This is a genomic window from Psychromonas sp. MME1 (assembly GCF_041080865.1).
GTDB lineage: Bacteria > Pseudomonadota > Gammaproteobacteria > Enterobacterales > Psychromonadaceae > Psychromonas.
This window is the reverse complement of sequence record NZ_CP160906.1, coordinates 3,041,225-3,063,679: the sequence shown is the minus strand read 5'-3', so window position 1 is coordinate 3,063,679 and position 22,455 is coordinate 3,041,225. Positions and strand designations below refer to the sequence as shown.

Below are 22,455 nucleotides of genomic sequence, written 5' to 3'. Positions count from 1 at the left end.
GAGCAGGTAATACCAATTTCGATAAATAGCTGATCTATTTTACTGGTTAAAACAACTTACTGCTGCGTTGTAATTTTCGCAAAGGGAATAACCATTTACGTCAAATTACGCCTTGAATTAAGCTGTTTTTCCTGCGCAAAATATAGATCACATACTTACCGGAATTGGTATAAGTAAAATAGCCGTTATTGTTCGAAATAGTCCTGTTAATCAATAACAAGTATAAGTTATAAATTATAAGTCGCTACAATACTCTTTAATTAATTGCATAAATTCACGACCATATTTTTTTAATTTGATATGCCCAACGCCACTAATATTTAAAAACTCTCGGTCGTTAACTGGCAAGTTTTCACTCATCTCAGCCAATGAGACGTCACTAAAAATAATATAGGGAGGCAGGTCTTCGCGATCCGCTATCTGTTTACGCAACTGCCGCAAACGAGCAAAGAGTCGGTTGTCTGCAACATTTGACATTGCACTGCGTCGCTTTTTAGCTTTAACCATTTGCAAACGCGGCACCGCTAAAAATAGCGCTTCTTCTGACCTTAAAACAGGTCGAGCAGCGGCGGTCAATTGCAATGCGGAACCACGCGTTAAATTTTGCATTAATAAACCGCAATGGATAAGTTGACGTAACACACTTAACCAATATTCGGCGGACTGCTCTTTGCCGATGGCAAAGGTGGATAACTTATCATGACCTAAACTTTTCACGCGCGCCGTTTGCGCCCCCTTTAAGACTTCGACGATATAGCCCATACCAAACTGCTGCCCTGTACGGTAGACGCAGGAAAGCACCTTTTGGGCATCTTCGGTGGCATCATAACTCTTTGGAGGATCTAAACAGATATCACAGTTGCCACAGGCCTTATGGCTATATTCACCAAAATAATTAAGCAACACCTGACGACGGCAGGTTTGCGCTTCTGCGAAGGCAACCATGGTGTTGAGTTTATGCAATTCAACACGTAGTTGCGTCTCATTATCATTTTTTTCCAACATACTGCGGATCCGTGCTGGATCGGCGGGATCGTAGAACAACATCGCTTGCGCAGGTAAACCATCTCTTCCTGCTCGCCCAGTCTCTTGATAATAGGATTCGATATTCTTGGGGATTTCATAGTGCACCACAAAACGTACATCGGGTTTATCTATCCCCATCCCAAATGCGACTGTAGCAACAACAATATCCACCCCATCTTTAATAAATTGTTCCTGCACACTTTGCCGCTCCTCGAGCGCCAACCCGGCATGATAACAGCGAGCAACAAACCCTTTTTCACGCAGTTTTTGCGTCAACTCCTCGGTTCTACGGCGACTGGTACAATAAATAATACCGCTTTCATCTTTATGCTCTGCAAGGTAGTTAAACAGCTGTACCAAGGGGCGATACTTTTCAATTAACAGGTACTCAATATTCGGACGGTCAAAGCTATGAATGGCGACAAGTGGATCATGCAATTGCAAGCGCGCCAAAATATCTCGTTGTGTGGCATGGTCTGCGGTTGCCGTTAAGGCGACTAAAGGGATGGTTGGAAAGCGTTGCTTGAGTTCACCAAGTAAAGCGTACTCAGGACGAAAATCATGCCCCCATTGCGAGATACAATGCGCCTCATCAATGGCAAAAAGATTAATCGGCAAGTTCTCTAATCGTTGCATAAAATCGGCACGGAGTAAGCGCTCAGGGGCGATATAAACAAGCTTTAACAGACCACGATGCATATCATTAATGATTTGATTTTGCTCGCTATAGGATAGGCTAGAGTTTAGGTAAGCAGCAGTAACCCCACAGGCGCGCAGCGTGTCAACTTGATCTTTCATTAATGAAATAAGTGGCGAGATAACAAAACAGATACCCTCTCGTGCCAATGCGGGTATTTGAAAACAGAGACTTTTACCCCCCCCGTAGGCATCACCACCAAGGCGTCCTGACCATTGCAGAGATGTTCAATAACCGCCTGCTGCCCTTCACGAAACTGACTGTAACCAAAAACATCAAATAAAATTTGCGAGATGGTGGGCTCTGCTTGCATTTGCACTATCACTCAGCCTAGTTAAGAAGCATTAAAGGGCGCGTATTGTATACCCGTTAGCCAACAAAATGCAAAAACCTACATGCTAAACAGTGAGCCGATGAAGCTTGTAAGGTGCATATTAAATAGCGTATAAAACAGATTATAAAGCAGAAAAGTCTTTACTAAACGCCTTTACTTTTGCCCAGTCAGTTAATTCGATATCTTGGCGCTTATCGGTGCTGCCACCTGTCATTTTCATAATCAATTGAATCAGCAGGGTTTGCCACCAATTATAACGGGAATAGAGCAACGCCCCTGCAAAAACGCCCTTCAAACGCGGTTGCCAATGGGACTGCTGGGTGAATTTAATCATATAGGTATTATTAGCAGGCGTCGCTTTTTCAGGCTTACGCGCCGTTAAACAGACTAAAAAAAAGGCATTGGGTAATAAATCTAATTGTGCTTTATGTTGGTTAACAAAATCGATTATATTTTTACGCAAATTACCATAACGAATAGATGCACCAATGAGCACTTTATGATACTGACTAAAATCAATTTCGGGGTTATTATCGATATTGATGATTACAAATTCATCATCAACCAAGGTATTGATATGATTTACTATTTTTAATGTTTGCCCATCCACCGATGAGTATAAAACAAGGGTTTTCATCGTCATTGTTAATTTTTCCAAAAAACGGGCGTAAATAAGACTAGCAAAGTGAATATCTCTAAACGCCCAAAGAGCATTGCTAAAATCATGATCCATTTAGAAGAGTCAGCTACTTCATTAAAATGAAGAGCGACTACCCCCAGCCCCGGCCCTAAATTATTCAGCATCGCAGCCGTTGCAGAAAAAGAACTTAGTTCATCCATTCCAGTCATGAGCAGGGCTAGCATACACACAATAAAAACCAATGCATAGGTTGAGAAGAATCCCCAGACAGCTTCCACGACGCGATCTGGCAACGCCTTATCACCAATTTTTATTTTGTAGACCGCTTTGGGGTGTACTAATCGTTTTAATTCACGCAGTCCCTGCAAATTAAGTAATAATACGCGTATAACTTTCAACCCCCCGCCCGTTGACCCCGCACAACCACCAATAAAGCTAGAAATAACCAGTAACACCGGTAAAAACAGAGGCCAATCAGCAAAAGAGGTCGTCGTAAATCCCGCCGTTGTCGAGATAGAAACGGCCTGAAATAGCGCCTGTGAAAAGGCAGTTTCAATGGAATCATAGACATGATGATTCATTAACATCGTAAAACAGATGGTGGTTAAGAGCACTTGAATAAAGATAAAGGCGCGGACTTCAGGATCCTCTCTGTAGATATCGAGCGAGAATTTTTTAGCAGAGAAAGCGGTAAAATGTAACGCGTAGTTAATGCCTGAAATAAGTAAAAAGATCACCGTAATAAAATTAATTAAATGGCTATCGAAGTAGCCAATGCTAGCATCATGGGTAGAAAAACCGCCAATAGAAACCGTTGAAAAACTATGCCCCAACGCATCAAACAAACTCATCCCCGCTAACCAGAATGCCAACATACAAGCAACCGTTAAGCAGAGGTAAACATACCAAAGCGCTTTCGCCGTTTCAGCAATGCGCGGGGTCATCTTTGAGTCTTTAACAGGTCCCGGTGTTTCTGCACGATATAGCTGCATACCACCAATGCCAAGCATCGGTAACACGGCAACAGCCAAGACAATGATCCCCATGCCTCCAAACCATTGCAGCATTTGTCGATAAAAAATAATCGATTTAGGCAACCCATCAAGATTTTCAATAACCGTCGCCCCGGTCGTTGTTAAGCCTGAAAAGGACTCAAAAAAGGCGGCGGCCATGTTCATATCAATGCTCGAACTCATTAAAAATGGAATCGCCCCAACACTGCCTAGCGTAGCCCAAAAAAGCACAACAATAACAAAGCCTTCTCGTACTTTTAGCTCTTTTTTCCAACCTCTATTGGGAGCCCATAACAAAAGACCAATCAATAGCGTAACAATAAATGCAGCAAGAAAATCACCGCCACCCTTGCCATCATATAATGAAGCGACAAATACAGGTGGTAACATCGTTAAACTAAACAGGGCAATCAACATGCCGACAATACGAATAATAGAACGAAAAGCCACTCTACTCTCTCATAGCATTTGGCGGTGATATAATTTTTACTGGCATAACTTTTCCTTGTGTTAATGCAATCAACTGCTCTATGAATTGTTGCTCATATTGTATATCAATTTCAATAATCGCCTTTACCGATTGTAAATAGTTAATCTCAACAATGCGAGCGCTACCCGCGGTTAGCAAACTCTCAATAGTTGCCATTTGAGCATAATCACACTCTACTTGATATTGCTGATAAAAACGCTTTTCAATTGTCTCTAGCTGCATCCCTAATTGTTGCAAGCCATTAGAGTAGGCTCGCACTAAACCGCCCGTCCCTAGCTTTATGCCCCCAGAATAACGGACCACCACTGCAACGATTTCGCCGACATTATACCCCTGCAAAACCGCCAACATCGGTTTACCGGCTGTGCCCTTGGGCTCACCATCATCACTACAGCCCATGATCGTGCTATTTTGAGGAGACGCGCCAATATAAGCCCAACAGTGATGACGCGCCTCTCTATGTTGCTCTTTTATCGATTGCAGATATTCAAGCGCCTGTTGTTTCCCTTGAGCAGCAGCTAAATAGGTAATAAAACGGCTTTTCTTGATCTCCTCTTGAAAAGACAAATCACATTTTAAAATATTATAGGGGGTCATCATCTCAATTTATTGGCTGTCTACTGCACATGGGTACTTAGCCGCTTGCCACGCCAAAAAACCACCAGCAACCGAATAAACATCGCTAAACCCCATCTGCTGTAGTGAATGAGCGGCCAATACTGAGCGTGCGCCAGAGCGACAAATTAAATAAATAGGCTGCAGAGCAGTTAATGTAAGCGAGGCGATTCGTTCGTTGATAATCGCGTTGTTATTAAGTTGCATCTCTAACACGCCACGGGGTATTAAGATAGCATCACGGGCATAACCTACATCCGTTTCATGCTTTTCACGTATATCTATCAATAATGTTTGCGGATCATCTTGGATAATGATGTTCAGCTTATCTACGGAAATTTCGTGCACTTTTCCTTGTAAAGATGCGACTAATTCTTGCCCCGTCATCAACATAGTTATTACTCCCTGTTATTCATGAATCGCGTTATTTTATCACAGTAAATAGATACTAATCCGCATAACTATCTTGTTGGTTAAAATAATAGATAACAGCGTTGCATCATTTTACTAGACCATAATGATGCCAATTAGTAGACTGCCCATCACCTGCATTCGCGCTAAAAAAATCCATTAACGCCTGCGCTTGCTGTTGATTAATAAATTTAGGGTAACATTTTTGTAAGGTCTGTAAAAATGGTGCGACCGATTTTTTATCAAAGGGCTCAAAACTGATGCCCTGTAACCTTTCTTGGCAAGATAAAGCGACATCATCAGCATCAACCTTCTGCCAGTTTGACGATAAGGATAACAGCTGCCGTAAACATTGTTGATAACGTAAAAAGGTCTCTTGCAAGTGATTGGCTAGTAAGCGCAGCAATTTATCATCTTCAATTTGATAATCATCTCCCTTTAAGGCGACAACGCCAATGCCTTGCAGTTGAATTAGCCCCTTCTCTACTATTTCACTCCAAGGTTGCCGCTTATCTAAAAAATACTCATTCTGCAAAAGATGAATCACGTTTTTACCCGCATCAGCTATCGTCATCGCGTTGATCCACTTTCCCTGTTTTTGCAAAAAAATAATACAGTGGCACAACAAACTAGAGAGCGCAAAGAGGTGCACTATATTATTACGATAATAACTCAACATTGCCGCTTCTGAGCGTGAACAAGTAACCAGCCCCCCCTGTTCGCTAAATTTACCTAGGGCTAACGCTTGTTGATAGATATGGTTGGCACTTCCCATTACATGGGTGATTTGCTTGTTCTCTTTTTTAAACAGCATTAACAAATGCTGATGCACACTAATATAGTGAAGAAATACCGCCTTGGGCACTGATAACGTTTTATTGGCAAGCAAAAGTAGTGCACATAATGGCAGACCATTAACCGCTGCCGCAGCATTGATCGCAACCATCACCCGATCCGCAACATGAGCAACTTGTCCCGTCAATTGCGCTGTCGTTAAGCCTGAACGTTGCCAATTTGGGACGCTTTCATCTAAACATTGTTTAAGGTTTATTGGTTCTCCGAAATTAACAAAAACGCGCCCAAAGTTGCTTAGATTTTTGATGCTTTTTATTATTTGCAATAGACTCTCTGTCCGTTTTCGCGCCCCTAAAAGCTCTTTATTGTAAGTATTCACTTCCATGATATGATCATATCCGATATACACAGGAACGATACAGACATTGCGTTTTGGTTGATTAACATAGGTTTGCAAAGCAATCGCTAACAGTCCCTTTTTTGCAGGCAATAAACGCCCAGTACGGCTACGTCCCCCCTCGGTAAAAAACTCGATGGGATAGCCCTGTTTAAATAACATCGCAAAATAGGATTTAAAGACCTCTCCATAAAGAGGCTGACCTTTAAAGGAGCGACGTATAAAAAAGGCACCAGAACGCCTAAAAATAGCCCCCGCAGGAAAAAAGTTAAGATTCACTCCTGCCGCTACATGGGGAGGTACTAGCCCCTGCTCGAATAAAATATATGAAAGCAGGAGATAATCCATATGGCTACGATGGCATGGCATATAGATTATCTCAGCACCACTTTGGCAAGCATCGCGCACATTTTGCGCATGATGCACCTCAATACCATGGTAAATATGGTTCCAGAATGTACTCAATATTCCTCTAAATAGGCGCAACCAAGTATAGGAAAAATGCGCACTTATCTCCTTTAAATAGAGTCGACATTGCGCTGCCACTTTCGCTTCACTGCATTGCTCAAGCAGAGCGGTTTGCTGGATCACGCGGCGCATATTTTTATTCTCTAAAATAGCGTTTATCATGGCATCCCGATTTGCTAACCGCGGCCCGACACTGGTGCGTTTTTGCTGAGCAAAATAACGCATTGCCACTCTAGCTAATTTATCAGCAAAATGTGGCGCAGACTTTTCTCGCTGACAAAGTGCCGCCATTGAGATGGGCGGATTAAAACGTATGAAATGATCTTTGCCATTTTTTAAAACAATTAGCGATTTATGCAACGCACCAAGGTGCGCTTTATCGACTGAATTTAGCCAAGATTTTTTGTTCTGCTTACCGGGATGCCGCCCCCAATAGAGCGTGATTGGCACTAATTGAATATCTAAGTCAGGATCCTGTTGATGAAGCCTTAATAGCTGTTCATATTGTCTTAAATAGGGAGCATCTTGCGCACTATTTTTAGCCTGTCCAGCGCGCGATGAAAAGAGATACCAATCATCGATAAAGACAATTGCACTGATACGTTCCCCATTAACATCAATAGATTGATAAGGGTCTGCTAACCCGGCTTGTAAACAACTCGCCTGTAGCCGCAAGAGATCATTGGCACAATTCTGCGCGAGCACATAAATAATGGGGCGCTTGAGATCCAACTTCAACTCATCGACCACCCGCAGCGGCACATACTGATTAGTTACCCAATATTTATTGATGAAACGAGAAATAAATGAACCTTTGGCAAACACAACCTAACCTTAACAATTAAGAAAACGATTATTTGTCATCACTTTAGCATAGCCGCGTAACAAGGTGTTGTAATTAAAGTGGTCAATAATGTAGTCAATGTGCGAATAGTTGACCACCTCAAACCGATACGCATCTTTACTCAATATTTACATAGCTTGACACTACGCGTGGTTTGCAGCGCTATAATTAATATAAACCCACAATGGACATTGAACATGCGTAAGCTTTATTATTTTCTTGTATTGTTATTAATTTTTCTAACTTGTTTCTGGCTACAAGCTGAAACAGATTTCTTGCCCTATCACAATTTCTTTCAACTGCGCAGCGCACTAATACAAATCACAGGGCTCATTTCTGTCACCTTAATGAGCATCGCTATGCTACTAGCAATGCGTTTAAGATTTATTGAACGTCAAACCCATGGTTTAGATAAATCTTTTCGCTTACATAAACACCTTGGTATAGCCTCAGTCACTATGGCCATCGTGCACTGGTTATTAGCTATTATTCCCAAATATTTAGTACAATGGCAACTATTAGCGCGGCCAGAAAAAGGCAATGGGCCTTTTAATGAGCAATCTTTATATTCCCTGATCAAACCACTTAGGGGGATCGCAGAATCAATCGGTGAATATAGCTTCTACGGCTTTGTTATATTAGTGGCAATCTCGCTACTCAGCGCCATCAAATACAAAAACTTTAAAATAACTCACCGTCTGATATCGATCTGTTTTCTCGCGATTGCCTTTCATTCAGCGATCCTCATAAAACATGCCTATTGGCCCTATCCTATCACCTATATTGCATTGACATTTATCACTCTAGGGTCATGCGCCGCTCTCTGGAGTTTATTCGGTCAAATAGGCAAAAGTAAGCAACATTCAGCCACCATTGTTAGCGCTACTTATAACGCCATCAATAAAGTGCTGGATTTAACACTACAGACGCCCAACTGGCATGGCCATAAAAGCGGACAATTTGCATTTATTCAATTCCCCGGTGAGGAGGCGCACCCTTTTACGATTGCATCGGCAGACCATCAACAGGGAAAACTTTCTTTTTTAATTAAAGAATTGGGAGATTTCACCAGTAAACTTAAAGAGCATGTCAGTGTTGGTCAACAAGTTAAGGTCGAAGGCCCCTACGGCTGTTTTAATTTTGCAGAAGCTGGCCCGCAATTATGGATAGCAGGCGGCATTGGTATCGCCGCTTTCAAGGCTATTTTACAAGAGAGAGGAAAGATTAGTAGCGATCAAAAAGTGGTACTCTATTATTGTACTGAAACACCTGATAACGACTTTTTACACACACTGCAAGCACAGGCGACACAAGCCAACGTCACACTAAAGGTTATTAATAATAGACTTGATCCATTTTTAACTGTTACCCAATTAAATAAAGAGTTGGGCAATATTACTCAATACAAAATTTGGTTTTGTGGGCCCACTAAATTCTCCCACGCACTCAAATGTGATCTAAAAACCTTAAATTATGATCTTCACCATTTTCATGAAGAGTTGTTTGAGATGCGTTAATCAGTAGAAGCGAAACCAACCGATAGCACAACAATATTTGCTTTCATCATGAGTAAATCAACAAGTGACCTTAGTGCTACCTTTTGCTAAAGTAACAGCCCTTATAACATGATCAACAGGTTACCATTTTGAAACATAAAAATACTGGGCTAAAACGCATTATTCTAGCGAGTGGCTACTCAATAAAAGGGTTAAAAAGTGCCTTTAAACATGAGGCTGCATTTCGCCAAGAGTTACTATTAGCCGCTATTTTAATTCCCCTTGCCTGTTATTTGGACGTAACACAGATGGAACGCCTGTTGATGATCACCAGTGTGGTTATCATTGTCATTTTTGAAATTTTCAATTCAGCCATAGAAGCTGTCGTTGACCGAATTGGCACTGACCACCATGAACTGTCTGGGCGAGCCAAAGATATGGCCTCCGCGACGGTCTTTATTGCACTTTTTTTATGTGCCTACATTTGGATTGAAATCCTCTTTTTATAGATATTGTTGAAAAACCTAGGATCTAACCATGGCAGATAAACCACGCGATTTCGCTAATAAAAATAAAACCACCTCCTCCATAAAAAGCGTTCCGCACTCCTTTGAAGCAGAGCAGGCAATTATCGGTGGATTATTGCTTAACAATGAAGCATGGAATGATGTCGCAGAGCGTGTCGTTGAGCGCGATTTTTATCATCGAGCTCACCGCCAAATCTTTGCCACTATTGAAAAACTCAGTAGTGAAGATATTCCCGTTGATTTAGTAACCCTTTCCGAGCACCTTGACAATAAACAGGAGTTAGAGGGTGTTGGTGGTATCGCCTATCTTGCCGAGCTATTACAAAACACGCCCAGTGCGGCCAATATCAATAACTACTCTGACATTGTCCGAGAAAGAGCCGTCGTTCGAGAGTTAATTGGTGTCGCTAATGAGATTGCCGAAGCGGGTTATGAAACAGAGGGGCGAGATAGCTCCGAACTACTCGACTTTGCGGAAACAAAAATTTTTCAAATCGCCGAAGCGCGCAGTGATAAAAGCGAAGGCCCGCAAGCCATAAAAGATATTTTAAAGGCAACGGTCGCTAAAATTGATGATCTCTGCAAAAACCCTCGCGATGGTATTACTGGTTTATCATCGGGTTATAGTGACCTTGATAAAATGACCACAGGTTTCCAACCGGGCGATCTGATCATTGTCGCGGCGCGTCCATCTATGGGTAAAACAACCTTTGCTATGAATTTAGCTGAGCACTCTGCACTCAATGCCGATAAAGCGACACTTATCTTTTCCTTAGAGATGCCCGCCGATCAAATCATGAATCGTATGTTGGCATCCTTAGGTCGAATTGACCAAGGTAAAATTCGTACTGGTCAACTTGATGAAAATGATTGGGCATCGCTTTCATCGACCATGTCGATACTGCTCAACCAAGGTAAAATGTTTATCGATGATAGTTCTGGTCTAACGCCAACTGAATTACGTTCACGTGCGCGACGCGTTGCACGGGATAACGGTGGCATCAGTATGATCATGGTCGATTACCTACAATTAATGCGCGTTCCTTCATTAAGTGAAAACCGAACATTAGAAATATCCGAAATTTCTCGCTCACTAAAGGCCTTGGCAAAAGAGCTACGCTGCCCCGTTATCGCCCTTTCACAGCTCAACCGTGGTCTAGAACAACGTGCCGATAAACGCCCCATCAACTCTGATTTACGTGAATCAGGGGCGATTGAGCAAGACGCCGATTTAATTATGTTCATCTACCGCGATGAGGTTTATCACGAGGACAGTAACGATAAAGGGATTGCTGAAATTATTATCGGTAAACAGCGTAATGGACCGATTGGTAAAGTGCGTTTAACCTTCCAAGGGCGTTATTCGCGCTTTGATGATTATACTGGAGCCAGTTACCATGATGACGAATAACCAATTAGCATTTTTAGATAGAGCAAATTAATGGATAGCACCTACGCAGTCATTGACCTTGTGGCCTTACGGTCAAATTTACAGGTATTACAGCAAAAAGCACCGCAAAGCCAAATACTGGCGGTGATAAAAGCAGATGCCTATGGTCATGGAATGGTAAAAATAGCGCAAGCCTTAACGGGTGTGTATGCCTTTGGTGTTGCACGCCTTAATGAGGCGATCAGATTGCGTAACGCTGGAATTGATAAACCCATTTTATTGCTTGAAGGCTTTTTTGAAGATGATGATCTAGAGGTGATTGTCGAACATAATTTAGAAACCGTCATCCACTCGCCAGAACAGGTGCAAGCGCTCTTAAAAGCTAATTTACACAAACCAATACACGCTTGGTTAAAGCTCGATACGGGAATGCACAGATTAGGCTTCACAAAGGACGCTTTCAGCCTTGCCTATGAGCAGTTAAAAAACAGCCCCAATGTGCAAAAACCGATTAATCTCATGACCCATTTTAGCTGTTCCGATGAGCTAGATAATGCCATGACCAAACTACAAATTGACCTTTTTAATAGGCAAACTAATACACTTATCGAAGGCAATGGTGGCCTACGATCACTAGCAAATTCTGCTGCGATTCTGGCGTGGCCAAAAGCCCATGCAGAGGTTATTCGCCCCGGCATTGCTTTATATGGCGTTTCTCCCTTTGCCGAAGAGTCAGCACAGACAGAGCAATTAAAACCCGTCATGACATTAAAATCACGGGTGATTGCGCTCAAACAATTAAAGGCCGGTGATCATGTTGGTTATGGTGCAAATTGGACGGCAGCAGAAGATACCACAATTGCCGTTATTGCAATCGGCTATGGGGATGGTTATCCACGCATGGCACCAGCAGGCACTCCTGTATTGATTAATGGCCGGATTGTACCGATTGTCGGACGCGTCTCCATGGATATGCTGACGGTCGATTTAGGCCAAGCCTGTAAGGATAAGGTCGGCGATCAAGTGACACTATGGGGAGAGGGTTTACCCGCAACGGAGGTGGCTCAACATATTGGTACCATTGCCTATGAGTTAATCACTAAATTAACCTCACGCGTTGCCCTGCATTACCGAGAGTAGCCAACCATCTCTATGAACCATATAGCCCAAGCGAAGCTATTTATTTACCAACTCCCCTTTAAAGTCCCCCTTAACTTTAAAGGGCAACTGCTAACCTACCGAAGTGGTCTCATCCTGCAACTGCAGGATGAACAAGGGCGCTACGGATTGGGTGAAATAGCCCCTTTAGCAGGCTTTAGCAGGGAAACCTTAGTAGAGGCAAGGGATCAGATAATCGCGCATTTAAGCACTGCAACTCACCCTTTAAATAAATTACAAAATGGTTACCCCAGTGTGCAATTCGGCTTAGAAAATGCGTTGAATTACACCCCTTTTTCAAGGGTCGCCTCTTGCACAGAGAGCATCCCGCTTATACAGGGTAGTGCGGATCAAGTGATCGAACACTATTTAGCATTACAGAAACCCAACCTTATCAAACTTAAGGTCGCTCGCCACAGGGTTAGCGACGAGGTACAACTCTTTAATCAATTAGCCCGTTTAAATCGTCATTTAAAAATACGTTGCGATGCCAATCAGGCATGGGATTTTCAACAAGCCGATGATTTTTTTAGTCAAATAGAGATTGAACAATTAGATTATATTGAAGAGCCTACGGCCTCGCACCTACATAATATTAGACTCGCGCAGCGCCATCGGTTTTTCTTAGCACTTGATGAAAGTTTACAAGATAAAGATTTTGTCTATCAACACCACCCGGCGATTAAGGCGTTCGTGTTAAAACCGATGTTAATTGGCACACGGCAGAGAATTGACTATTTTATCGCGATTGCCAAACAACATCATTTACAAGTAAGCTTCAGCTCAAGCTTTGAGTCGGTGCTTGGTTTGAGCCAAATAACGCACCTTGCCGACCGTTATCGGGGAGTCGATATCAACCTTGGTCTAGATACATTAAAATATTTTCAAGCGCAGCAGTTAACCAAGAGCAATCAAATAGTGACAGATATAGAAACATTGGAGTGTCTATGGACCAGTCGATGAACGATTGTCCCGTGCGTATGCAAGCGATAATGCAGCCGGATGCGATAGCGATTACTAGCGACAAGCAGCAGTTAACATTCGCACAACTTGATCAACAAATCTGCGACTTATCAGAACAGTTATTCAAACTAGGGTTAACCTCGGGAGATCGCTTAATTTGTATCGCGACCAACTCGCTGCAGTTACTCTTATTACAACTCACTTGCCTGCGTCATGCCATTATTTTCAGCCCAATTAACCCACACTTCAGCAGACAGGAGATAGAGACGCGCATCAATCTATTAGCTAGCGAATTTATCTGGCATCAACAAACCGACTCTGCACTTGGTTATCCTAGTTTGCCTTTAGATTTCAGCCGTCGATGCGAACCAGTAAGCGGCCTTTCCCCCTACCTGCTAGATGCCAGCAAAGCTGTTAATATTATCTTTACTTCCGGTAGTAGCGGAACACCTAAAGCGGCCATGCACTGCTTTAGTAATCACTTTTATAGTGCCATCGCCTCACAGGAGCGGATATCGCTAAATCGTGGCGATATCAATTTACTCTCCTTACCATTATTTCATATTAGTGGGTATGCCACCGTTATACGCACCATTATGGCGGGTGCAACCCTTTTAATCGACACGCAAAAATTATCGGTTAATTTATTAAAAGAAAAGCAAATAACTCACCTTTCTCTGGTCGCGAAACAGTTATATGAGCTATTACAACATGACCAATTTCAACACCAAGCGTTAGCGATTAAACATTTGCTACTCGGTGGTAGCGCTTTTTCACAGGCCTTACTACAGCAAACTGCTGAACGCGGTTTTTGCTACCACTTAAGCTATGGCTTAACCGAGATGAGCTCGCAAGTGGCAACATCAACCAATACAAGTGAGTTACAAATACTTAAATATGCGCAGATAAAAATTGTCGAAGGTGAAATTTATCTACGTGGCAAAACACGCTTTATGGGCTATTTTAACAACGCCGTCGATGCCCCTCTGATCGCAGCAGAAAGTTGGTTTGCAACAAAAGACTTAGGGAGATTAGATAATGGTTTATTACAAATAGTCGGGCGCAAAGATCGCCAATTTATCTGCGCGGGTGAAAATATCCAACCCGAAGAAATTGAACGTCTGTTAATTGAGCATCCCGCTATCAATCAGGCCCATGTCGTAAGCCTTGAACATCCCAGTTTCGGACAACAACCAGTCGCCTTCATCGCTGCACAAAGGCTTCCGTCACATCAACAATTAAACGATTATTTAACGCCTAAATTAAGCCGTTACAAACGCCCGCTATATTATTTTCCGATGCCAGAACAGAGCGGTTTGAAAATATCGTATCAGCAGTTACAACAAATTGCACAGCAAACGGTCATCACGACGCAAGAACCATAGTAAAGAAAATAGGCATTTAAGTTATAATTAGTTAGAATATTTGACTCTTATAGAAAAGATAAAGTGATTATGAATGCAAATAAACTAAAAATACGCTACTGCCACCCTCGTTACTGGTTAACTTGGATGGGTATTTTGGCACTATTTTTAAGCTCGTTACTGCCTTTTTCTCTCTTACTACTGATGGGCAAGCTACTGGGTCGTTGTGGCTATTATATTGCCAAGAGCCGACGCCGAATTGCCCATCGCAACATCGAATTATGCTTTCCTGATCTTTCCACCTTAGAAGTTGAACAGAAAGTGATGCATAACTTTGAAAATGCAGGCATTGCGCTATTTGAAATGGCAATGGCATGGTTTTGGCCAAGCTGGCGTATCCGCAGCATCCTCAAAGTACGCGGACTAGAACATCTACAACAAGCCAAACAAAATGGCAAAGGCATTATATTTTTAGGTGCACATTTTTTAACCTTAGAGATGGGTGGGCGTGGCTTAGGGCTAACCAATCCTACCTTTGCCGTATATCGTAAGCACTCAAACCCCGTTTTAGATTACTATTTTCATTGGGGGAGAATGCGCAATCAAAAAGGCATGGTAGATCGCAAGGATTTAAAAGGAATGATACGCATACTTAAAGAAGGTGAATCTCTCTGGTATGCCCCAGACCATGATTATGGTCGCCATAAAAGCAGTGTTTTTGCACCCTTTTTTAACGTAGAAAACGCTAACACGGTTGCCGGAACAAGCACCCTTGCTCGGGTAAAAAACAGCTGTGTTATTCCTGCTTTTTTAAGACGTTTACCGGGAACCGCTGGCTATGAGTTGGTTTTTTATCCTGCACTTGAAAACTTTCCAAGCAAAGATTTACAGGCCGATGCCAAAACAACCAATCAACAAATAGAGATGATGATTGGTGAAGCCGATGAACAATATATGTGGATGCATCGCCGTTTTAAAACGCGTCCAGAGGGTGAACCCTCTTTATACCCATGATACTTCAAGATGCAAAGTCAGCAAGAAAAAGAGCACCGAGATGCGAGGCATAAAATAGAAGTATAGTGATTCTACATCGATATTTTATAACAAAGCAGATAGGTGCTATTTTTCTTGCCCTACGGGGCGCTAGCTCGAAAACCAGCCCTGCTTTGTAACACTCAAAAAGTGAATAACAATTACCTCATGTTACGCCTTGCTCTGGTATCCAAGCTAGCGCCTGACAAAGCATATTGAGGTGACATGGATATATTAATCAAATAAATTATTCCAGATTCGCTGAACCGCCTGCCTATCCTCTTTAAACAGCGTATCACTAACGATACGACTTTGTTTATTCAGTGTCAGTCGATGAGCACTATCACGGATGTCACAGTAGGCTGTGATCAATGCCTTTTCATCTGCGGCGCTTAATAACCCAAGCGCTTTACAGCTAGCGAAAATTCGTAAGTTATCAGACCACTGACAGAGGGCTTGCGGATGGGCGTAGGCATTAACCAACACTAAATATTGGGCAATAAATTCAATATCGACCATCCCGCCAAGGGACTGTTTAAGATCAAACTCCCCTTGCTTTGCGCGATGTAAGTGATTACGCATTTTATCACGCATCTCAGTGATATCATTTGCCAACTGTTGACTTTGCCGCGGCAATATTAATATCGCTTCTCGGATCAGCTTAAACTCTTGCACAATATCGTCATCACCAAAAACAGCCCGTGAGCGAACTAACGCTTGATGCTCCCATGTCCAAGCATCATTTTCTAAATATTTTTTGTAAGCATCGATGCTGACCACTAATGGCCCAGATTCACCTGACGGGCGTAAGCGCATATCTATTTCATATAAAATACCCGAGTTAGTACGGGTGCTGAATAAATGAATAATGCGCTGTCCGAAACGTAAATAAAATAGTTGGTTATCAATACAACGTGGCCCCATTGTGTGGCCTGCAATATTATTTTCATGTAAAAAAATCAGATCTAAATCAGAGCCATACCCCAATTCATATCCGCCCATCTTGCCATAGCCGATAACGGCAAATCCCCTTCTCTGAGACCCTTGCACATTACTTGGTAGACCATATTTTTCCACCAACTGCGTCCACGCTAAGCGGACGACATGATCTAACAAGGCCTCGCTTAAATAGGTAAGATGGTCGCTAACTTGAGGTAATTCAATGGCACCGACTATATCAGCAGCGGTGATATACAGTAGCTGGATCTGTTTAAACTGACGCAGCGCCTCCATCTGTTGCTCCATATCCTCCTCAGGAATACGTAGCATAAATTGCTGTAAATCACGTTTATAATCAGTCAGCGGTGTTGGGTTATAAAGCTCAGCAGGATCTAATAACTCATCTAATAAGATAGGGTAACGTGCCAACTGCTCACTCAAAAGCGGGCTGGCACTGCATAATTTAAGTAATTGATTCAACGCCCCTTCATTCTCATTTAAGAGCTCCAAATAGGCTGTACGACGCATGATTTGCAAAAGTAGTACACGCAGACGCTCAATTAACGCAACGGGGTCGGCAAATGTGGCCACTTTGTCCACTATTTTAGGCAGCAGTTTCTCTAAGGTTTCTTGACCGCGAGTGCCAATTGGTCGCTTATGTATCTCCTCTTTAAAGCTCATCAATTGCAGTGCATAATCACCAAGTAATGGGGCTTGCAACCCTTTTTCTTGTAATAAATTAAGGGTATCTTGTAAGCTAAAAGTAAGATCCCACAGCGCAGCGCCATGGTCATCGCTCTCTTTCTTTTCGTTGTCACCAATGATCCAATTGAACTCCTCGTGAACATTGTCCATCATACGTTGCAAATGCAGCTTAAAATCATCCCAACTAGCAAAGCCTAACACCGACATTAAGCGTAATTTATCCAACGCATTATCGGGCAATGTTTGCGTCTGCTTATCCGCAATCTGCTGTAATATATTTTCCACACGTCGTAAAAATTGGTATGACACTAATAAATTTTGCGCCCTCTGTTTAGGCAGCTCACCAATTGCAGATAAAGTAATTAGCGTTTGCTGTAACCCTTTGCACTGTAATTGCAGCACTCTTCCACCTCGGATTAGCTGAAAAGCCTGTGCAACAAACTCTACCTCTCGGATCCCCCCCATGCCTAACTTAATATTATCCTTTAACCCTTTGCGCCGAACTTCTGCGCTAATCATCGCTTTCATTTTACGCAGAGATTCAATCGCACTAAAATCGATATATCGGCGATAAACAAAAGGTTTCAGCATCGCTTCTAACTCATCTTTATAATGCCCAGACTCCCCCAAAATACGAGCTTTAACCATTGCATAACGCTCCCATTCACGTCCATGGCTTTGGTAATAATCTTCAAGTGCAGCAAAGTGGCTCACTATCGGGCCAGAGTCACCAAACGGACGTAAACGCATATCAACGCGATAGACAAAGCCATCCACGGTAATTTGATGCAAAGCGGCAATAATGCGCTGTGATAATTTGATAAAGAAGGTTTGGTTATCAATATGTCGACGCCCCCCCTCTGTTTGACCACGCTCAGGATAAGCAAAAATCAGGTCTATATCGGAAGAAAAATTTAACTCCTGGCCGCCTAATTTACCCATTGCGAAAATATATAACGGTTGAGAAACACCCGCTTTACTCTTCGGTGTGCCCAACTCATTACACTGCTTTACGTATAACCACTGCATCGTTTGCAGAATCAATTGATCAGCCAAAAACGATAGATGCTCAAAACTTTCCTCTAAACTCGCTTTACCAAGCAACTCTCGCCAAGCAATAATAAGCATATGTTTACGGCGAAATAGACGTAATACACGATGTAATTCCATTTCATCGGTAACGCTTAATAACTGTTGCTGTAGATCCTGAAGGATTATTTGAGTACGCTGAGATGATTGCAATATATCACTAGAAAATAGCGATGAGATTAGCAAGGGCTGCTTACATAAAGCATCACTAATAAAATCACTTAAACCCAATACAGCTATTAATTCACTCTTTTGTGATGCCGTGATAAATGATAAATCAACCTGTTGTTGGAGGTTTTCAAACTGTCGTAAAGCATGATCATTTAACAAAGACATATAGAGTTACCTATTGATTATTAAGATAAAAGAAATAATTTATCAGTTGTACGAAAAATGGTCATCTAAAATTGGAATTTATTGCTTGAATAGTAGAGCCTTATCTACAATATTACGAATAGTAAAATATGGATAAAAAATAAACACAATAAACCTTGACATATAATGACAAGACAACTAAATTAACTAAGACGATGACATTAAATGTCTATTGCAATTAAGGAGTATTATGAATATTCACAAAATAGCTACCTACTTGAATCAACTAGAAGGTAATACTGAAACAGGTTTCTGTTTTGATTGCACACCGATAAATGGTGAAATTGATGTACTACAAGTTGAAATCGTAGGTCGTGAAGAGATCCCAATTTTTATCTCCATCAGTGATAACCAGATCCTCTGCATCGCTTACCTATGGGGCGAAGAAGAGGTCAAGCAAGGCCTTAAGGCCGAAATGATGGAAACGATGTTAGAAATGAACATTCCTATGCCACTTTCAGCATTTGCCAAGGTCGAAGATAAATATGTGGTATTTGGTGCCCTATCAATAAACTCAAGCATAGAAGATATTGAGTTAGAGATAATCACGTTAAGTGATAACAGCCTTGAAGTCATTGCCGAAATGGGTAATTACTTAGTTTAATATTGGAGTTTATTATGAGTATATTTAAAAAAATCATCACCGCCGTACGTGGTGGAGCACGTGAAGCGGGCGAAGCAATTATTGATGCCAACTCAACACGTATTTTTGAACAAGAGATCCGTGATTCTGAAAAACATATCACCATTGCTAAACGTGATTTAACTGAAGTAATGGCTAAACAGATGCAAGCAGCACGTGAACTAACTCAGTTAGAAGCAAGCGTTAAAGAGCATGAAGGCTATGCAGTACAAGCACTTAATAAAGGCAATGAAGCGTTAGCCATTGAAGTAGCCGAAAAAATTGCCGAACTCGAAAATCGTGTCGCTGAACAGCATCAGGCCAATGAAAGTTATCTTAAAAATGCAGATAGATTAAAAGAGTTAATTAGAAAAAGTGAGCGCCAACTAGCGGATTATAAACGCCAACTGAGCATGGTTAAAACCACTGAGAGCGTTCAAAAAGCAACATCAGCCATTACCGATAACTTTACAGCGAGCAACTCGAAACTGCTCAGTGCAAAGGATTCCTTAGAGCGCATTAAAGAAAAACAAGCGCTTTATGATGATAAATTAAAAGCGGCAGAGCAACTTGCTAGTGAAAACACCGATACATCACTACAAAATAAATTAAAAGAAGCCGGTATCGGTGCACAACAATCGAATGCACAATCGATTCTAGATCGCCTAAAAGCGAAATAAAAAATGATAGTTGCATAACAAAAACACGGTAGAATTACTTTTCTACCGTGTTTTCATTTTTTATAAATAGGGAATAATAATGAGTTTTTTTAAATCTTTATTCGCCAAAAAACAGCCGCTACCAACACGCACGTTAACAGTCCCGAATGAACTGCAAACCCATGATATATTTACCTTTGGTGACAGCTTCGCACTCCCACAAATAATGCGCAAACAACAATTTCAAGTTATCGACTGTCATACCATCGAGTTTAAATATGATCATTATGCACAGATAATAGCGCAAGGCAGTGCTGAAGAGTTGGTCTATGTCAGCTTTCCTGATAATCCGCAAAAATTAATAAAAGTAAGCTTATTACTCACCCGTGACGAAGTCCAAAACTTATTCGATCTCGAAACCTTTGCTGAGATATTTGAAGAGCCTGGCAATGTCAACCTGATGCCACTAACAAATGATCATCACTATGCCGATATGGTTGCAGATAACTATATCCAACAAAACTTTATGATCACTGGCTACAAGCATAGAAAAGATTACCGCGGTCAAAAACCACCTCAGCATAACGAAGAGGAGCATGGGCGCGAATTTGAGTACTATTCATTAGAAGGCGCACATGGGAAACGCATGGTCGAGATATATATCTTTGAAAATGGCGATACCGATGTTTATCTATCGTTTTTAAGGCCAGCAAATGACATTGCTGAATTATGGATAAAAGGAGAGTAATTCAATGAATAAAAAAGAATTACCGAAAAAGTGGCAACAATCTGCAAAAGTAGTTAAAGCGGTACAGATAGCCTTTGATATGGATGCAAAGCTCCAATACAGCATACGACGCAGTGCGCTTGATAAAGGCATTAGCCCATCGGAACAGATACGTTACTTGTTAGATTTGCCGACTCATACAAAGCCTAAACGCCCACGTTTAACCGTTAGCCTGAGTAATGAAGATTATCAACAGCTTGGCGAACGTTATAACATTGCAGCCGATCAACAATTAGAAATAAAAAAACATGTTATTGATGAATTAACACAATTTGCCTTAAGCAGCAATTTACATAAAGGTTAATTGAAAAAACCGTCACCACTCAAGTTTTATCATGCTTGGTGACGGGAATAATAAATTAACTATCTACTGGTTAGCATTTAAATCAACGATATTTTTACCGATCATCTCCGCTAATTCAGAGACCTCTTTTAGCACAGTCACAGAGCCTTCAACAATCTCTTTAACTTCATCTAGATTTTTATTGATATCGCCCGCAACGACGGTTTGTTCAGCTGCTGCCGATGATATTTGATAATTCATATCAGAAATATGGGCAATTTTTTCAACAATCCCGGCCAATTTCTGACCCGCTTTAGTCACTTGATCAACACCGACATCCGCTTCATGAACACTTTTACCCATCAGCCCAACGGCATCTTGAGCACTATTTTGTAGCTGTTCGATCATCCCTTGAATTTGCACCGTTGCATCTTGAGTACGTTTTGCCAGATTTCTCACTTCATCGGCAACAACGGCAAAACCACGTCCAGCTTCCCCTGCGCGAGCAGCCTCGATTGCCGCATTTAAAGCAAGTAAATTAGTTTGCTCAGAAATACTGCGGATAGTGTCTACGACACTACCAATGCCATCGACTTTTAGCTCAACATTGTTAACGGCATCCGCTGATGCACCAATATTATTTGATAAGGAATTGATCGTCGCAATTGTCGCATCAACAAACTGGCTTCCCTCTTGGGCCACTTCGGAAGCCTCTGCTGTCGATGAGGATGCGCTATCGGTATTATTCGCCACTTCAGTGACTGTCGCGGTCATTTCATTCATGGCGGTTGCCAACTGCGCAATTTGAGCAAATTCCTCGTCCATTGAATCGGTAATAATTTCCATACAAGTCGACAAACTTTCCGTAATCGCGATCAATTCTTGGGTGCTTTTCTTTTGTGAGTGCGCGTGTTTCTGCATATTGCCCGCTTTGTCTCCAACCACATTAAGCAACAGCCCTAACTCGTCTTTTCTGGTCGATGCGCAATATTCAACAACATCACCCTGCACAAAAGCTTGCTCAAGACCATCCCTGACAGACAGTATGTTTTTTTTCGTGGCTAACATAAACCAATAGATGAAAGCCAAAAAAAGTGCGACAGAGATGAAGTCTGCAAATAAATAGTATTGATTACTTTGCGCTGATGCGATATCAGATGAAAAAAGGTTGACGATAACTAGCTTAGCAAGAAATAACAAAAGGCCTATGCCAGCGATAAACGCCCATTTTTTATTCATTGATAAACTAACTAATTTTTCATCGAATTTATTGCATTTTAATCGCGACATGTAGCTACCTATATTATAAGAGGGACCGGATATTTTCACCATTAAG

18 protein-coding genes and 1 pseudogene are annotated in these 22,455 nt (G+C 41.7%); 11 read left to right on the top strand and 8 right to left on the bottom strand.

What is annotated here, in order from left to right; all coding sequences use genetic code 11:
• Positions 1–234: 234 nt before the first annotated feature.
• The 6 genes and pseudogenes from recQ to plsB form a co-directional block, all read right to left on the bottom strand.
• A pseudogene (gene recQ / locus AB2N10_RS14135) lies at positions 235–2,036 on the bottom strand (DNA helicase RecQ).
• Between the two features lie 142 nt (positions 2,037–2,178).
• Positions 2,179–2,700 carry a menaquinone-dependent protoporphyrinogen IX dehydrogenase gene (hemG, locus tag AB2N10_RS14130; RefSeq protein ID WP_354623002.1) on the bottom strand — a complete coding sequence of 174 codons (522 nt, stop codon included), beginning with the start codon at positions 2,698–2,700 and terminating at the stop codon, positions 2,179–2,181.
• A gap of 2 nt (positions 2,701–2,702) precedes the next feature.
• The gene (locus AB2N10_RS14125) at positions 2,703–4,160 is read right to left on the bottom strand and encodes a TrkH family potassium uptake protein (RefSeq protein ID WP_354623001.1); all 1,458 of its coding nucleotides are present in this window, start codon (positions 4,158–4,160) and stop codon (positions 2,703–2,705) included.
• Position 4,161: 1 nt separating this feature from the next.
• The gene (locus tag AB2N10_RS14120; protein WP_354622999.1) at positions 4,162–4,800 is read right to left on the bottom strand and encodes a YigZ family protein; all 639 of its coding nucleotides are present in this window, start codon (positions 4,798–4,800) and stop codon (positions 4,162–4,164) included.
• Positions 4,801–4,806: 6 nt separating this feature from the next.
• On the bottom strand, positions 4,807–5,208 hold the full coding sequence (locus AB2N10_RS14115) for a rhodanese-like domain-containing protein (protein WP_354622998.1): 402 nt from the start codon (positions 5,206–5,208) through the stop codon (positions 4,807–4,809).
• Positions 5,209–5,314: 106 nt separating this feature from the next.
• Positions 5,315–7,711 carry a glycerol-3-phosphate 1-O-acyltransferase PlsB gene (gene plsB / locus AB2N10_RS14110; RefSeq protein WP_369433996.1) on the bottom strand — a complete coding sequence of 799 codons (2,397 nt, stop codon included), beginning with the start codon at positions 7,709–7,711 and terminating at the stop codon, positions 5,315–5,317.
• 216 nt (positions 7,712–7,927) lie between these two features.
• On the opposite strand from plsB, the gene AB2N10_RS14105 reads away from it, so the two are divergent.
• From AB2N10_RS14105 to lpxL, 7 genes are all read left to right on the top strand, one after another.
• On the top strand, positions 7,928–9,247 hold the full coding sequence (locus tag AB2N10_RS14105) for a ferric reductase-like transmembrane domain-containing protein (protein WP_369433995.1): 1,320 nt from the start codon (positions 7,928–7,930) through the stop codon (positions 9,245–9,247).
• A 128-nt stretch (positions 9,248–9,375) separates the two neighbouring features.
• Entirely contained in the window at positions 9,376–9,735 is a 360-nt protein-coding gene (locus AB2N10_RS14100) for a diacylglycerol kinase (RefSeq protein ID WP_354622994.1), read from the top strand.
• Between the two features lie 28 nt (positions 9,736–9,763).
• On the top strand, positions 9,764–11,164 hold the full coding sequence (gene dnaB / locus AB2N10_RS14095) for a replicative DNA helicase (protein ID WP_354622993.1): 1,401 nt from the start codon (positions 9,764–9,766) through the stop codon (positions 11,162–11,164).
• 30 nt (positions 11,165–11,194) lie between these two features.
• Positions 11,195–12,283, top strand: a complete 1,089-nt coding sequence (alr, locus tag AB2N10_RS14090; RefSeq protein WP_354622991.1) for an alanine racemase — start codon at positions 11,195–11,197, stop codon at positions 12,281–12,283.
• Between the two features lie 12 nt (positions 12,284–12,295).
• Positions 12,296–13,264 (top strand): o-succinylbenzoate synthase, encoded by a 969-nt coding sequence (menC, locus tag AB2N10_RS14085; protein WP_354622990.1) that lies wholly within the window; start codon positions 12,296–12,298, stop codon positions 13,262–13,264.
• The gene (locus AB2N10_RS14080) at positions 13,249–14,649 is read left to right on the top strand and encodes an AMP-binding protein (RefSeq protein WP_369433994.1); all 1,401 of its coding nucleotides are present in this window, start codon (positions 13,249–13,251) and stop codon (positions 14,647–14,649) included. The genes menC and AB2N10_RS14080 overlap by 16 nt, the downstream gene beginning before the upstream one ends.
• A gap of 69 nt (positions 14,650–14,718) precedes the next feature.
• The gene (gene lpxL / locus AB2N10_RS14075) at positions 14,719–15,642 is read left to right on the top strand and encodes an LpxL/LpxP family Kdo(2)-lipid IV(A) lauroyl/palmitoleoyl acyltransferase (protein ID WP_369433993.1); all 924 of its coding nucleotides are present in this window, start codon (positions 14,719–14,721) and stop codon (positions 15,640–15,642) included.
• A gap of 252 nt (positions 15,643–15,894) precedes the next feature.
• On the opposite strand, the gene glnE is transcribed toward lpxL, so the two are convergent.
• Positions 15,895–18,729 (bottom strand): bifunctional [glutamate--ammonia ligase]-adenylyl-L-tyrosine phosphorylase/[glutamate--ammonia-ligase] adenylyltransferase, encoded by a 2,835-nt coding sequence (glnE, locus tag AB2N10_RS14070; RefSeq protein WP_354622984.1) that lies wholly within the window; start codon positions 18,727–18,729, stop codon positions 15,895–15,897.
• Positions 18,730–18,958: 229 nt separating this feature from the next.
• On the opposite strand from glnE, the gene AB2N10_RS14065 reads away from it, so the two are divergent.
• The 4 genes from AB2N10_RS14065 to AB2N10_RS14050 all read left to right on the top strand — a co-directional run bounded on the left by AB2N10_RS14065 (position 18,959) and on the right by AB2N10_RS14050 (position 21,140).
• On the top strand, positions 18,959–19,372 hold the full coding sequence (locus AB2N10_RS14065) for a DUF2170 family protein (RefSeq protein WP_354622983.1): 414 nt from the start codon (positions 18,959–18,961) through the stop codon (positions 19,370–19,372).
• A 14-nt stretch (positions 19,373–19,386) separates the two neighbouring features.
• Entirely contained in the window at positions 19,387–20,070 is a 684-nt protein-coding gene (locus AB2N10_RS14060; protein WP_369433992.1) for a PspA/IM30 family protein, read from the top strand.
• A gap of 79 nt (positions 20,071–20,149) precedes the next feature.
• Positions 20,150–20,797 (top strand): hypothetical protein, encoded by a 648-nt coding sequence (locus AB2N10_RS14055; protein WP_369433991.1) that lies wholly within the window; start codon positions 20,150–20,152, stop codon positions 20,795–20,797.
• Between the two features lie 4 nt (positions 20,798–20,801).
• The gene (locus tag AB2N10_RS14050; RefSeq protein WP_354622979.1) at positions 20,802–21,140 is read left to right on the top strand and encodes a hypothetical protein; all 339 of its coding nucleotides are present in this window, start codon (positions 20,802–20,804) and stop codon (positions 21,138–21,140) included.
• A 63-nt stretch (positions 21,141–21,203) separates the two neighbouring features.
• On the opposite strand, the gene AB2N10_RS14045 is transcribed toward AB2N10_RS14050, so the two are convergent.
• Positions 21,204–22,409 (bottom strand): methyl-accepting chemotaxis protein, encoded by a 1,206-nt coding sequence (locus AB2N10_RS14045; RefSeq protein ID WP_354622977.1) that lies wholly within the window; start codon positions 22,407–22,409, stop codon positions 21,204–21,206.
• Positions 22,410–22,455: the final 46 nt, after the last annotated feature.